Origin of the sequence: Sphingobium salicis subsp. salicis (assembly GCF_049472635.1) — a bacterium.
Lineage (GTDB): Bacteria > Pseudomonadota > Alphaproteobacteria > Sphingomonadales > Sphingomonadaceae > Sphingobium > Sphingobium yanoikuyae_A.
This window is the reverse complement of record NZ_JAYRCS010000001.1, coordinates 3,062,041-3,075,269: the sequence shown is the minus strand read 5'-3', so window position 1 is coordinate 3,075,269 and position 13,229 is coordinate 3,062,041. Positions and strand designations below refer to the sequence as shown.

12 protein-coding genes are annotated in these 13,229 nt (G+C 64.2%); 10 read left to right on the top strand and 2 right to left on the bottom strand.

The window, feature by feature from the left end:
- The 7 genes from VHN57_RS14995 (at window position 1) to VHN57_RS14965 (ending at window position 8,523) form a co-directional block, all read left to right on the top strand.
- A complete protein-coding gene (locus tag VHN57_RS14995; protein ID WP_278983342.1) occupies window positions 1-978 on the top strand; it encodes a glycosyltransferase in 978 nt (325 codons plus the stop codon).
- Window positions 971-2,143 (top strand): FAD-dependent oxidoreductase, encoded by a 1,173-nt coding sequence (locus tag VHN57_RS14990; RefSeq protein ID WP_278983344.1) that lies wholly within the window; start codon window positions 971-973, stop codon window positions 2,141-2,143. The genes VHN57_RS14995 and VHN57_RS14990 overlap by 8 nt, the downstream gene beginning before the upstream one ends.
- A complete protein-coding gene (locus tag VHN57_RS14985; RefSeq protein ID WP_423284334.1) occupies window positions 2,136-2,870 on the top strand; it encodes a hypothetical protein in 735 nt (244 codons plus the stop codon). The genes VHN57_RS14990 and VHN57_RS14985 overlap by 8 nt, the downstream gene beginning before the upstream one ends.
- Complete coding sequence (locus tag VHN57_RS14980) at window positions 2,867-4,066, top strand: glycosyltransferase family 4 protein (protein WP_278983346.1); 1,200 nt, start codon at window positions 2,867-2,869, stop codon at window positions 4,064-4,066. The genes VHN57_RS14985 and VHN57_RS14980 overlap by 4 nt, the downstream gene beginning before the upstream one ends.
- Window positions 4,067-4,221: 155 nt before the next feature.
- Window positions 4,222-5,688 (top strand): lipopolysaccharide biosynthesis protein, encoded by a 1,467-nt coding sequence (locus VHN57_RS14975; RefSeq protein WP_423284332.1) that lies wholly within the window; start codon window positions 4,222-4,224, stop codon window positions 5,686-5,688.
- A 419-nt stretch (window positions 5,689-6,107) separates the two neighbouring features.
- On the top strand, window positions 6,108-7,976 hold the full coding sequence (locus tag VHN57_RS14970; protein WP_423284330.1) for a PAS domain S-box protein: 1,869 nt from the start codon (window positions 6,108-6,110) through the stop codon (window positions 7,974-7,976).
- The gene (locus VHN57_RS14965) at window positions 7,906-8,523 is read left to right on the top strand and encodes a response regulator transcription factor (RefSeq protein ID WP_223178195.1); all 618 of its coding nucleotides are present in this window, start codon (window positions 7,906-7,908) and stop codon (window positions 8,521-8,523) included. The genes VHN57_RS14970 and VHN57_RS14965 overlap by 71 nt, the downstream gene beginning before the upstream one ends.
- A gap of 5 nt (window positions 8,524-8,528) precedes the next feature.
- Here VHN57_RS14965 and VHN57_RS14960 read toward each other — a convergent pair whose 3' ends face one another.
- Window positions 8,529-8,750, bottom strand: coding sequence for a hypothetical protein (locus VHN57_RS14960; RefSeq protein ID WP_278983352.1), 222 nt, complete (start codon window positions 8,748-8,750; stop codon window positions 8,529-8,531).
- Window positions 8,751-9,056: 306 nt separating this feature from the next.
- Between VHN57_RS14960 and VHN57_RS14955 the strand changes: the two genes are divergently transcribed.
- A complete protein-coding gene (locus tag VHN57_RS14955; RefSeq protein ID WP_423284327.1) occupies window positions 9,057-10,448 on the top strand; it encodes a sugar transferase in 1,392 nt (463 codons plus the stop codon).
- Between the two features lie 33 nt (window positions 10,449-10,481).
- On the opposite strand, the gene VHN57_RS14950 is transcribed toward VHN57_RS14955, so the two are convergent.
- On the bottom strand, window positions 10,482-11,477 hold the full coding sequence (locus tag VHN57_RS14950; protein WP_278983355.1) for a LacI family DNA-binding transcriptional regulator: 996 nt from the start codon (window positions 11,475-11,477) through the stop codon (window positions 10,482-10,484).
- 85 nt (window positions 11,478-11,562) lie between these two features.
- Between VHN57_RS14950 and VHN57_RS14945 the strand changes: the two genes are divergently transcribed.
- Complete coding sequence (locus tag VHN57_RS14945; protein WP_010338340.1) at window positions 11,563-11,763, top strand: DUF4169 family protein; 201 nt, start codon at window positions 11,563-11,565, stop codon at window positions 11,761-11,763.
- A gap of 161 nt (window positions 11,764-11,924) precedes the next feature.
- Window positions 11,925-12,941, top strand: a complete 1,017-nt coding sequence (locus VHN57_RS14940) for a hypothetical protein (RefSeq protein WP_423284325.1) — start codon at window positions 11,925-11,927, stop codon at window positions 12,939-12,941.
- The last annotated feature ends 288 nt before the right edge of the window (window positions 12,942-13,229 follow it).

Sequence of the window (13,229 nt, the reverse complement as noted above, 5' to 3'; positions counted from 1 at the left end):
ATGGCGCTTTCTGCTAAACTCGACCTTGTCGAGACCACCGATCTTTCTGTCGTGATCCCGGTTCTGGCGCGTTTCGACGATATCCAGAAAGTCTATGCCGAATATCGCGACACCATCACCGCGACTGGCCGCAGCTATGAGTTCATCTATGTGATCGACGGGAACATGGATTTCCCGATCGATGCGCTCGAAGCGTTGCAACGCGGCGGCGAACCGATCCAGGTGATGCGCTTCAGCCGGGAATTTGGCGAGGCGGCCTGCCTGCGCGAAGGTGTGCGGCGCTCGACCGGCCGGCATCTGCTGTTCCTGCCGGCTTATTTCCAGGTCGGGCCGGGCGCGATCTCGGAATTGCTGGATCATCTCAACGACGCCGATGTGGTGACTGTCCGTCGCCAGCGCAGCGACGACGCAATCTTCAACCGCCTGCGCGGCTGGGGTTTCGAGAAGGTCGCGCGCTTCGCCGGCGCCAAATATGATGATCCGGGCTGTTCCGTCCGCGCCGCCCATAGCAGCGTGTTCGACGAAATCCCGGTGCAGGATGAAAAGCAGCGCTTCCTGCCGTTGCTGGCAGAGGCGCATGGCTTCAAGGTGATGCAGCTTACCCTGGCTCAGGCGCAGAGCGATGCCGCCCGGCCGCAGCACCGCCCCGGCGTCTATATGGACGTCATGCTCGACCTGCTCGCCGTCGGTTTCCTCGTCCGCTTCATGCAGCGCCCCTTCCGCTTCTTCGGCACGGTTGGCGCCGGATCGGTCGTGTGCAGCCTGTTGCTGATGGCCTTCCTGCTGTTCCAGCGCGAGGTCAGCAACGTGCCGCTGTCGGATCGGCCGATGCTGGTGCTGGTCGTGCTGTTGCTGGTTCTGGGGATTCAGATCGCGGCGATCGGCCTCATCGCCGAAATCATCATCTTCACCCGTGGCGACGGCAAGCAGCATTATCGCGTCGAGAAGATCGTCGAGCAGGTGTCGGCTGATGCCTGAAACGGTGATCCTGGGTGCCGGTATTCAGGGGGCGACGCTGGCCCTTGCCGCGATTGCGCGGGGCCAGCGTCCGATCCTGGTCGATCGGGACGACGCGCCCGCCGGTGCCTCGGTCAACAGCTATGGGATCATCCATGGCGGCCTGCGCTATCTCCAGTCGTTCAGCATCGGTCGCTGGCGCCAGAGCCGCCGGGCGCAGGCCTGGTATATCGATAATTATCCCCGGCATGTGCGGCCGTTGCGCTGCGTCATGCCACTCTATCGCGGCGCGATCCGTTCCCCCGCGCTTTTCGCGGCCGCGCGCGTCGCCGACCGGGCCCTACGTGTCGCTTGCGGGCAGGATTGTCCCTTGCCCGACGACGGGAAATATAGCCGCCAGCAGGTGCTGGACGGCTATGCCGTGCCCGCAATGGACCTGGTCGGCGGCGCTTTCTGGCATGATGCAGAGTTGACCGATCCGCCCGCGCTGCTCGCGCACATGCTGGCACAGGTCGAGCAGCGCGGCGGCGTGGTCCTGCGCGCGACCGAAGCCATCGCCTTGGGCGAACAGTCCGGGCAATTGCAGGGCGTGCATGTCCGTGATCGCGCCAGCGGACAGGAACAGCGCCTGGCCGCCGCGCAATTGTTTGATTGCCGGGGCGCCTGGGCTGGTTTCGATCTCGGCGAGGGCGCTGGACGAGCAGCCAGGCCCAGCGCCGCGATCCTGGCCTATAATCTGCTGCTCGATATTCCCGCGCCACACGGTGCGGATGCCTTTGCGCTGTCGCCGCGTCATGGTCGGGGCCGCAGCTATTTCTTCCGCAAGGTGAGGGGGGGCACATTGGTCGGCACTTTCTATCGCCCTGCGCCCGGCGCAACTCAGGCCGCACCAGAGCCGCGCGACATCGATATGGCGCTGCGCCAGATCAGGCTCTGCCTGCCGCATCTCGACCTCGACGTGGGATCGATCCGGGCGGTCCATGCCGGCCTTCTGCCCGACCGTGACGGCAGCGGGCGGCAATTCGACATGCGCGATCGCCATCTGCAGCCTGGCCCTCGTGGCTATCATCTCCTGGTCGGTGGCAAGCTGACAACCGCGCCGTTGCTGAGCGAGGCGGTGGCGGACCGCATCTGGCCGGCCCAGCAGGCCGGATCGGCGGCAAAGGCGCGCGCGCATTATGCCTAGGATATTGATCGACGCCCATGTCCATCTCCACCCCGGCGCCGATCCGGTCGCGACGCTCACTGCCGCGCATCATCGGATGGCGGCGATGGCCGGAGGCGAGGTGATGACCCTGTTCATGCTCGCCGAGCAGCAGGGGCATGACATGTTCGACGCGCTGCGGCCCTTTGCCGAGGCGACCGACGAGGCCGAAAGTCTGTGGCTGCGTCACGACGGCGCCGATCTGCTGGTGCTTGCCGGTCGGCAGGTCATCAGTGCGGAACGGCTGGAAGTGCTGGCGCTCGCGACCGCCGCCCATTTCGAGGATGGCCCTACTGCGCGCGATCTGGTTTCGGCGATGCTGGCGCAGGATGCGCTGGTCATCCTGCCTTGGGGGATCGGCAAGTGGCTGGGGCGCCGTGGCAATCTGGTCGATCGCCTGATGACCGATGATGGGGAGGGGCGTCTGCTGTTGGGCGACATCGGCAGCAGGCCCGTCTTCTGGCCGGTTTCGCGCTTCGGCACGCGCCTCGTCCTGCGCGGGTCGGATCCCTTGCCGCTGGTTGGCGATGATCGGCGGATCGGCACCTATGGCACGATATTGGAAGGCAAGGTCTCGCGCGATCGGCCGGCGCGCGACATTCGCGCGCTGATCCGTCAAGCGGAAGAGGGCGGGGCCGCTGCCTTCGGCCGGCTGGCATCGCCGCTGGCCTTTCTCAGCGGCCAGTTGCGACTGAGGCTGGCATCATGAAGATATTGATGCTCGCCCCGCAGCCCTTTTTCGAGGAACGTGGCACGCCCATCGCGGTCCGCCTCGCGGCCGAGGCACTGGCCGGGCAGGGGCATGAGGTCGACCTGCTGACCTTCCATGTCGGTCAGGATGTGGCCATGCCCGGCGTCCGCCATCATCGCATTGCCGCGCCGCCCGGCATCCGGCGCGTGCCGATCGGCTTTTCGCCGGCCAAGCTGGTCTGTGACCTGTGGATGTTCTTTGCCGCCGCCCGATTGTTGCTGCGCCAACGCCATGATGTCGTCCATGCAGTGGAGGAGGCCGTTTTCCTGGCCTGGCCGCTGGCGACGATGCAGCGCGCGCGCCTCGTCTATGATGCGGATTCGATCCTCAGCGAGCAGATCGCCGACAAATGGCCCAAGGCACGGATGCTCATCCGCCTGCTGGCGTCCCTGGAGCGGGCCGCCTTCCGGCGCAGCGATCTCACCCTTGCGGTTTGCCCTGCCATACAGACGGCGGCGCGCGGCGTGGCACCGGTCGATCGCGTTCACCTGCTGACCGATGTCGCGTTCGAGGATCCTGATAGCGCGGAGGCCACCGAAGATATCAGAGTGCTGGCGGATGGGCGGCCGCTGGCGCTCTATGTCGGCAATCTGGAGGCCTATCAGGGCGTGGCGCTGCTGATCGAGGCGCTGGCGCTGGTCGATCCGGACCGACGGCCGATGCTGGTGATAATCGGCGGCAACCCGCAGGCGATCGCCGATCATGCGACGCTGGCGGACAGGCTCGGCGTCGCAGCGGAGGTCCGGTTGCTGGGCGCGCGTCCGCTCCGCCATCTAGCGCATTATCTTGCCCAGGCCGACATTCTCTGCTCGCCGCGCATCCAGGGGCGCAACACGCCGATGAAGATATTCTCCTATATGGCGTCGACCCGCGCGATCCTGGCTACCCGGATCGAAAGCCATAGCCAGGTGCTGGATGATGCCTGCGCCTGGCTGGCGCTGCCTACGGCCCAGGGATTGGCCGATGGCCTGGATCGGCTGGGGCAAGACGCCATGTTGCGGAATGATCTGGGCAGGGTGGCGGCCTATCGGGCGCGCACCGAGTTCAGTCATGACGCCTTTGTCGAGCGGTTGCGCCTGGCCTATGCGACGCTCCAGTCGCGCGTTCCGCCAGCGCCCCGGCCGCTTGTCGAGAAACCGGCCGAGGGGCGGTGAACGCGCTCGTCCGGAACATGACGGCCTTCGATGCCGACGGGCTTTCCTGATGTGTCGTCTTCATCCTGTTATGGAGGGAAGCCAACTGTCATGCCATTCCTGTTTCTGACCGTGCCGATGCCGGCTTGCCATGTAGCAAGGGCGGGGCAGGCAATATGAGCAGCGCCGGTCTGGCAGGGGCGGTCCGGTCTGGCATGGTCTGGTCGATCATGGAAAGCTGGGGCGTGCACCTGTTGCAGTTCCTGACCTTTCTGGTGATTGCCCGCTATGTCGATGCGGCCATGCTGGGGATTGTCGCGCTCGCCCTGCTGGTGGGGCAATGGTTCCAGATGATCGCCCTGTCAGGGATCAGTGCGTCACTGGTCAGCCGTGGCAGAGCGGATCCTGAACTTGACGACACCGCCTTCTGGATCGCCGCCGCCGCCGGTGTGCTCCTGTCGATCGCAACCTTCGTCTTGGCGGACTGGGCCGAAGCGACGGCCGGTCATGCCGGCCTCGGCTGGGTGCTGCGCTGGCTCAGCATCGCCAACCTCCTCAGCGCGCTTAACCTGGTGCCGCAGGCCTGGCTGACGCGGGCGTTGCAGATGCGCCCGCTCGCCATCCGCTCGACCATCTCCACCTTTGTCGGCGGCTGTGTCGGCATCGGCCTCGCCATTGCCGGCTATGGCGTGCAGGCGCTGGTTGCACAAAATCTGGCGGTTGCGATCGTCGGCACGCTGATCCTGTGGGCGGCCTGCCCATTGCGACCCCGGCTGCGCTTCTCGCGCAAACATGCGCGTGAGATATTGTTCTACGGTCGGCATGTCGGCGTCACCGGCGCGGCTAATTTCTTCAATGCCAATTCGGACGTGATGGTGGTGGGGCTTGCACTGGGTGGCGCGGCGACCGGCATCTATACGGTCGGCAAACGGGCACTCCTGGCCGCCAATCTCATGCTGGCCCGCGCCTTGTCGCGGGTCGCGCTTCCCGTCTTTTCCCGGCTGAAGGATGATCCTGTCCGTCTGGCGGGCGCGTTCCTGCGGATCGTGTCGGCGACCGCATCGATCACCACGCCCGCCTTTGTCGGCCTGGCGATCATATCGGACGAGTTCATCTTCCTGTTGTTCGGCCCGCGCTGGGCGGCGGCGGCGGACGTGATGCGTTATCTCAGCCTGTTCGGCGCCTTGCAGGCGATCGGCATCTATAATCAGTCCCTGATGCTCGCCATGGGCAAGCCGCAATGGCAGACTTGGCTGGCAACCATCTACGCGCTGGTCAATATCGTGACCTTCTTCTTCGCCGTGCAATATGGCCTCTGGGCGGTTGCAGCAGCTTTTACGGCGCGGGCCTATCTTCTTTATCCCCTGTCGGTCCTGCCAGTGACGTTGCTGTTGCCGATCGGCTGGAACTACTATTGGCGGGCGCTCCAGCCCAGCATCCTTGCCTCGCTGGTTATGGCTGTCGCACTGTGGCTGGTCCGAGGGCAATTGCAGGGCACTCCTCCCCTTGCCATGCTGCTTTGCACTATCGCTTTCGGGGCGATTATCTACGCAATTGCCCTTGGCTTTCTGGGGCGGACCTTGGTGCTCGATATGGTCCAGTTCGCGCGCGCGCGGGCGGAAAAGAGCGTTCAGCCTGGTTAAGTTGTTGGTATATAGTTATTTATAAACGAAATGGTTCGTTCAGGTTTGAAACGAAACGCAGATTTTTCGAATATTGTGTAAAACTACCTACTATACTTCCCGTAGTTCGGTTGATAAATATTCTGCAATGCAGCAGAATTTTCTGCAAAATTTGATCCAGATCAAGATGAGGTCAGGATCGGACGGGCGGCCATGAAAAGGGCCTCCAATCCCACAATATAAACCCTTGAAGGGTGATGGTCGCAACATTTGAAATAATTCTGGGCATCAGGCGCGGGGTTTGACTTATGTTTGCAGCTATCGGCAAGTTTCATGTTGCTCGTATCCTGGCGGCAGACCCGTTGCGATATCCATTCTGGATGTCGCGACTGCGCTGTCTTCGGCGGCATGTGTCGTGGAGCGGCTTGGGACGCTATGTCATGGCACTGGTGGTCCTGGCTTTGGCGATGGGGGCGGTTCTCGGGGACGGGCCTCAATTGCTGGCGGCCGAATATTATGTGATCTTCACGCTGGTGGCGCTGTCGGCGACGATGTTGTTCGGGGCAGGCCCTGGCGTTCTGACCGCCATCGGTGCGCTCGCCGCCGCTTATGGTCTGGTCGACATGGATTTCGGCGATGACAGCCTGTCCAATTCCTCGGCCTTCCTGCTCAGCCTGATCGCCGCCAACGTCGTTGCATTGCGCTCCACCTTCTGGCGCGCGCGAGCGGAATTTCAGGCCGCTCATGTCAGTCGCTTGATGAAGCAGCTCAAGCTGCTGACCGACGGCGCGGCCCATTATGCGCTCTACATGACCGACATTTCCGGCTTCATCCTGCACTGGAACCGGGCGGCGGAGCGGTTTACCGGCTGGTCGGCAACGGACATCATGCACCGCCATGTCGGGCTGCTCTATCCCGACAGGGCGGACATAAAGGAGCGTCTGGCAGAGGCCTTCGTCCAGGCGAGGCAACATGGCAGCTGGGAGTTCGACTATCGCTTCCACCGCAGCGACGGCTCCAATTATCTGCAGAATTGCGTGGTCACTGCCCTCTATGACAATGACGGGATGCTGCAGGGCTTCGCCAATCTGATCCGCGACGTCACGCTGGAACGCGCGCATGAATTTGCGCTGCAGGAACGCGAGAATGAACTGCGCCTCATCCTGGAAACCGCGCCCGACGGGGTGTTCGTGTTCGATGCGCAGGGCCATGTCGAATATATCAACGAAGCGGCCTCGCGCATGTTCGGCTATAGTCTGGCCGAGCTTCAGGGGCAGGATTTCGAGAGCCTGTTGCTGGTCTGCCCGTCGGGCGAGGAACCGGCGGACGAACGGCCGTTCAGAATTGTGGAAATTACGCAGAAGGTCGAGCGCAAGCTGATCGGCCGCCACTGCAACGGCTCCAATTTCGCGACCGAGATGACCTTCGTGCGGGTCGAGGCGAATGGCGGAACCCGCTTTACCGCCTTTGTCCGCGATCTGTCGGAGCAGGAGGCGACCAAGGCTCGGCTCGAAATATTGCAGGCCGAAATGCTCGATGGAACGCGCTATAGCGCAATGGGCGCGATGGCCTCGATGCTGTCGCACGAATTGACGCAGCCGCTGACTGCGCTGGCCGCCTATATGGAAGGCGGCGGCATCCTGCTGCGCCACCTGACCGTCAGCAATCGCAGGAAGCTGGAGGAGATATTCCATCTGGCGGCGCAGGAGTCGGTGCGCGCCGGCGCGATCATGCGCCATCTGCGCGATTTCGCCAGCAATGGCGAAGCGCAGCTGGAGGTGCAGGACATGGGCGACATGGTCCGCAGCAGTATCGCGCTGGTGCGCTCGACCGCCGCCAATGCGCAGGTGCGGCTGGCGGTGCGGATCGATCCGGATGCCGGCCCGGTCTTCGCTGATCCGGTGCAGATCCAGCAGGTCATCGGCAATCTGTGCCGCAATGCCATTGATGCGATGCGCGGCATGGATGAGCGCGTCCTCAGCATCGACGCGGTGCGCGTCGATGAACTTACCACGCAGGTCAGGATCACCGACACCGGAACCGGCATCGCCGCCGAAATCCGGGAGCGGCTGTTCGATGCCTTCGTCAGTACCAAAGAAGAAGGAACAGGGGTCGGATTGTCCATCTGTAGAACGATTGTGGAGGCCCATGGCGGGCGGATCTGGGTCGAACCCACGCCGGCCGGCAGCTGCTTTTGTTTCACATTGAAGCGCAAGAAAGGGATTCTCTGTGGAGGCAATGAAGACGATCCATATCGTGGACGACGAATATTCGGTCAGGGCGGCGACCGCCTTCTTGTTGGAGCTTGAAGGCTATTCCGTCCGTACCTGGCAGCGCGGCGCGCATTTTCTCGCCGCCGCACCGACCGAACCGGCAGGATGCGTCATCCTGGATCTGCGGATGCCCGACATGGATGGTCTGGAAGTGCAGCGACGGCTGAACGAGGCTGACCTCAACTTCCCGGTCATTATGCTGACCGGCCATGGCGATATCGCCGTGACCGTTGCGGCCATGAAGATGGGCGCCGTCGATTTCCTGGTCAAACCGTTCGAACGGCAGAGCCTGTTGCAGGCGGTGGAGAATGCCTGGTCGGTGCTGCACGATAACGGCGCCCGCCGCCAGCGGACGATGCAGGCGCAGGCGCTGGTGGAGAAGCTGACCCCGCGTGAGCGCGACGTGCTGGCCGGCCTGACGATGGGCCTGCCCAACAAGCATATCGCCCTGCAATTGGGGATCAGCCCGCGGACGATCGAGATCCATCGGGCCAATCTGATGGCGAAGCTGAAGACCCGCAACCTGTCCGATGCGCTGCGGGTCGCCTTCGCGGCCGGCATCGGGCGCCGGCTCGACGGATGAGAATGTCAGTGCCGCTGCCGCCGGACCAGCCACTGGCGCGCCATCAGCGGTAGCGCTGCCACGAGCGCCAATATCGCGATCGGCAGCCAGAAGATCGCGAACAGCCGATCGATCGGCTCGACCTTCAGACTGGCCTGCGAGGCGCTCTGCAATCGCCACAGCCGGCCAAGTCCGACCACCCATATGCCAAGGGTGATTGCAAGACCTATGATCAGGGCAGTTTGCATGCCGACCCTCGCTCCGTTTGGTATGTTATTGCAAGAATGGATCGCCTTTCCCATACGTAGCAATACAGAAATGAGTCGCGGTTGATCTTGATTTGGTTTGTTGTGAAATTGCATTAAATCTGTCTTGTGAATGATATTAGGAAATAAAACGTAGAAATATGGTAGGTAGTGGCACGGATTGATTGTCCATGCTGCCTATGTGCTTTTGTAGCTGTGCGGGGGGCGGGCTTGGTCCTGAACTTCCCCGGCGGATGGTGGTCGATGCCCGGTCATGGGCCGCCATGGCGACAAGAGAGGGGTAGCCCCATGCCAAACCCAGATTTCGCATTGCAGGTCCGAACCGGAAATCGTGCGCGCTCGCCAATGGTGAAGCGCAATGCGCGCCTGTGGCTCTGTCTTCTTCTGCTCATGCTGGATGGCGTAGCCCTGTTCGTCGGCTTCGGCGCAGGCGTCAGGATTTCGCCGCTGCCTGGACTGAGCGGCGACATTGCCGCGTCGCTGGCTGCCGGCGCGACGGTCTTTGCGATCATTGCCTTCCACAGTCAGGCCTATGCCGCCTCCTGCCTGACCAGCGCGGCGATCAGCTGTCGCACCGTGACGCTGGCCTTGGGCGGCACGATGCTGCTCTTCTTCCTGGTGGTGTTCGCGCTCAAGGCGGTCGATGTCGTGCCGCGCTCGGCCGTGCTTGCCGGTCTGGCCAGTAGCCTTGGCCTGTTGCTGGTGCAGCGATCGCTGGTGGCCCATGCCGTGCGCCGCCGCTTCGGCAGCCAGCTCTTTGCCGAGATATTGATCGTCGATGGCTGTGCGCTGCCCAATGACTGTGGCAATGCCGCCGTGATCGATGCCTGCCATATCGGCTTGCGGCCGGAGGAGGATGATCCCTTCAAGCTGCATCAACTGGGCACGCTGCTGCGCGATTATGATCGCGCGATCGTCCTCTGTCCGGCGGCGCGGCGCGCCAGCTGGGCACAGATACTCAAGGGCAGCAATGTCCAGGGCGAAGTCGTCGTGCCGGAGGTCGGCGAAACCATGCCGCTGGCGGTCGGTGGCTGGCTGGGTTCGCCGACCCTGGTGGTCGCGCGCGGTCCGCTCAATCTGGCGGACCGGGCGAGCAAACGCCTGCTCGACATTGCTCTCACCGTGCCATTGCTCATCGCCCTGTTGCCGCTGCTGCTGCTGGTCGCGATCGCGATCAAGCTCGACAGCGCAGGGCCGGTCTTCTTCCGCCAGCAGCGGATCGGCCGCGGCAACCGGCTGTTCCGCATCTACAAGTTCCGCAGCATGCATGCGGATCGGGGCGATGCCGCCGGCAGTCGCTCGACCGGGCGCAGTGACGACCGGGTGACACGGATCGGGCGCCTGATCCGCAGCACCAGCATTGATGAGCTGCCGCAACTGTTCAATGTACTGCTTGGCGAGATGAGCCTGGTCGGGCCGCGCCCCCATGCGCTTGGATCGACGGCGGAGGATGCCTATTTCTGGCAGGTCGATCGCCAATATTGGCACCGCCATGCGCTCAAGCCCGGCATTACCGGCCTGGCGCAGATACGCGGTTTCCGCGGCGCGACCGAAACCCGCGCCGACATTTTGCGGCGGATCGAATCCGATCTGGAATATCTGCACGGCTGGAGCCTGGGGCGCGACGTCGGCATCCTGCTGCGGACCTTCAACGTGCTGGTCCATCAGAAGGCCTTCTGATGTCCTGTCCGGGAATGCGGGCCGACTAGGCGGTCATTCGCGCGCAGCTCCCGTGCTGCCGCGCGCGACCAGCGAGAAGGTGAAGCGCGGCGGTTCGCCCGGACCATTGATCAGCGCGTCGATCGCGGCGCGGCCCATATGGTCCAGCGGCTGGCGCACAGTGGTCAGCGGCGGCCAGCTGGTGCGGCTCGCGGGCGTATCGTCGAACCCTGCCACCGACAGATCCTCGGGCACGCGCAGGCCCAGGTCATGTGCCAGCGTCAGCACGCCCAGCGCCATCGGGTCGTTGGTGGCGAAGATCGCGGTCGGCCGGTCGTCCCGCTGCAATAGCGCCTCTGCGCAGGCAATGCCGGACGCGAAATCGAAACTGCCCTGCATGAACAGGCTGTCGTCGATCGGCAGGCCGGCCGCCGCCATCCCCTCGCGAAACCCCTCGACGCGCTGCAGCGCCGCCTTGTGGGTCGGGGGCGGGGTGATCACCGCGATCCGCTTATGGCCCAATGACGCCAGATGATCGGCCACCATCCGTCCGGCGGCATGTTCGGGGGTCGGCATGTTGATGCCACCCTTCGATGCGTCCGCCGTGCCGGCGATCCGCGCGCAGGGCAGGTTCATTTCCGCCAGCCGGTCGAGCAGCAGCGCGTCGTCGGACAGCGGCGGCACCAGGAACACGCCGTCCGGGCGCAGCGCCGCGACCAGCCGGTCCAGCACTTCGATCCGCTCCTCGCCGCCGTCGGAAATCGGCTCCACCACCAGATGATAGCCAAGGTCGCGGCAGCGCGCCGCTGCGCCCGACTGGATGCCGCCGGTATAGGCGGGGGCGGGGTTGCTGTAGAGATAGGCAATCATGAAGGACCGGCCGCCGGCCAGCCGGCGCGCCGACTGGTTGGGGCGATAGCCCAGCTGCTCGATCGCCGCGTTCACCCGCTCGCGCAGTTCGTCGCTGACATTCGGCGCCTTGTTGACAACGCGGGACACCGTCTTGATCGAGACTTTGGCGAGGGCGGCGACGTCGTGGATGCTGGGCATGATTTTCCTGTATGGCCGGGCCGAAGGCGACTGGTGCTGCCCCGGATCTTTGTGGCACTATTCCCCATAGGGCCAAGGGTGGAAGATGAGCAACGTCATTAATTTTCGTCTGGCGCGCAAGGCCAGGGATCGGGCCGACAAGGCGCAGGCAGCAGACAGCAACCGCGCCAAGTTCGGCCGGACCAAGGCGCAGAAACTTGCCGATCAGCAAGAAGAACGTCGAAAGGCGGCTCTACTGGATGGCGCGCGTCTTGAGCGCAAGGAAGATTCTGGCGACGATGTCTGATGCTGTGAAGTCATGATATAAATCTGTTGTTCATGTTCGAAATGAACATCCGTTCATGTTGGTGATTGATTTTTCAATTAATCGATATTGACGAACAGATCGTCCCGCATTTGACGATATGTTTGAGGCCAATGGAGATGGTCGGCGGTTGATCTATCGCTATGACCAAGAATATTCGATCCATCCGTCCCGCCTCGGCCGCGATCGCCGCTGTCCTGGCATTGTCCGCAACGCCCCTGCTTGCGCAGGAGGTGATGACGCCCCCGCCGGCCGCGCCCGCAACGGCGCCGACCGCGCCGGTCGACATCGCCCCCGCAGTGCCGGCGGCAGAGCCCGCACCCGCTGCGCCTGCCACGGCGCCTGCAACCCCGTCGGCGCCGGTCTTCGCGCCCAGCCAGCCGGTCGTGCAACAGACGCCGCCGACCCCGGAGCCGCAGCCTGAAGCGCCCGCCGCGCAGGAAAGCCGCGCTGCCCCGGCCACCCCGGCACCGCGCCGCGCGGAAATGCGCCAGTCTGAACCTGCTTCTGAACCTACCTCGGCACCTGCTCCGACCCCGGTCGCGGCTGAACGTACCGAAGCGCCGGCACCCGTAGCCCCGGCCGCAACGCCGGCCCCGGAATTGCCCGCCGTCACCCCGGTCGCCGAACCGGCCCCGGCTGCCGCGCCCGCCGAACAGCCTTCGGCCCTGATCGATCCGGCGCTGCTGCTGGCGCTGGGCGGCGGTTCGCTGCTGCTGGTCGGCCTTGGCGCCACCGCCGTCGTCCGTCGCCGCCGCCAGCGTGTCGAAGCCGAGCGTGAAGCGATTACGCCGATCGAAACCGGCCCGGCCCCGGCACCGATGCCCCTCGCACCGGCTGCCCCGTCTGTAGCTCTGGCCGCTGCTCCGATTGCTGCACGCACCCCGCTGGCCGCCGCCACGGCTCCCGCCAGCGATGTCGAAGCGATGGTCGCCGCTGCCCCCAGCCGCGACAATCCCTTCCTGACCCAGCGCAACCGCCGTCGCCGCGCCCATTTCCTGCTCGCCCAGCGACAGGCGCTCCGCACGGCCGATCCGGTCGCCCGCGCCGCGCCGGTCGCAACCCCGGCCAGCGCCGCGGCAACCGATCGCAGCCAGACCGTCTATCGCTTCGGCAGCGACCGCGCCCGTCCGGGCCTGTTCAGGCCGCGCACCAGCTGATCGACGCCCTGAGCTGACAATGAAGGGGACGGTGGCTCGCCATCGTCCCCTTTGTCTTGCCTGTCCTACAGTCCGCCTTGCCTGATAGAAGCAGGGGATAGGGGAGGGCGGCGCACTTTCCGATAGGATCAGCGTCCAGCAAGATTATGTCAAAATCTGCGGGAAATATGGGAAGTTAAGGCCCGCAGCTTCCAACAGGCGCCCCCGCGCTGTTGCGCTTGCCCCTCCCGCCTGTTACCGGCGCGCGGTTTATATCCCACGCCATCATTGGCCTGCAGAAGAGTCGCC

What these genes read in the sequence shown, in the direction of transcription:
- VHN57_RS14945 (WP_010338340.1), top strand. Translation starts at nt 11,563, where the DNA reads ATGAGCAACGTCATTAATTTTCGTCTGGCGCGCAAGGCCAGGGATCGG.
- VHN57_RS14980 (WP_278983346.1), top strand. Translation starts at nt 2,867, where the DNA reads ATGAAGATATTGATGCTCGCCCCGCAGCCCTTTTTCGAGGAACGTGGC.
- VHN57_RS14990 (WP_278983344.1), top strand. Translation starts at nt 971, where the DNA reads ATGCCTGAAACGGTGATCCTGGGTGCCGGTATTCAGGGGGCGACGCTG.
- VHN57_RS14985 (WP_423284334.1), top strand. Translation starts at nt 2,136, where the DNA reads ATGCCTAGGATATTGATCGACGCCCATGTCCATCTCCACCCCGGCGCC.
- VHN57_RS14940 (WP_423284325.1), top strand. Translation starts at nt 11,925, where the DNA reads ATGACCAAGAATATTCGATCCATCCGTCCCGCCTCGGCCGCGATCGCC.
- VHN57_RS14970 (WP_423284330.1), top strand. Translation starts at nt 6,108, where the DNA reads ATGGCACTGGTGGTCCTGGCTTTGGCGATGGGGGCGGTTCTCGGGGAC.
- VHN57_RS14975 (WP_423284332.1), top strand. Translation starts at nt 4,222, where the DNA reads ATGAGCAGCGCCGGTCTGGCAGGGGCGGTCCGGTCTGGCATGGTCTGG.
- VHN57_RS14995 (WP_278983342.1), top strand. Translation starts at nt 1, where the DNA reads ATGGCGCTTTCTGCTAAACTCGACCTTGTCGAGACCACCGATCTTTCT.
- VHN57_RS14965 (WP_223178195.1), top strand. Translation starts at nt 7,906, where the DNA reads ATGAAGACGATCCATATCGTGGACGACGAATATTCGGTCAGGGCGGCG.
- VHN57_RS14955 (WP_423284327.1), top strand. Translation starts at nt 9,057, where the DNA reads ATGCCAAACCCAGATTTCGCATTGCAGGTCCGAACCGGAAATCGTGCG.
- VHN57_RS14960 (WP_278983352.1), bottom strand. Translation starts at nt 8,750, where the DNA reads ATGCAAACTGCCCTGATCATAGGTCTTGCAATCACCCTTGGCATATGG.
- VHN57_RS14950 (WP_278983355.1), bottom strand. Translation starts at nt 11,477, where the DNA reads ATGCCCAGCATCCACGACGTCGCCGCCCTCGCCAAAGTCTCGATCAAG.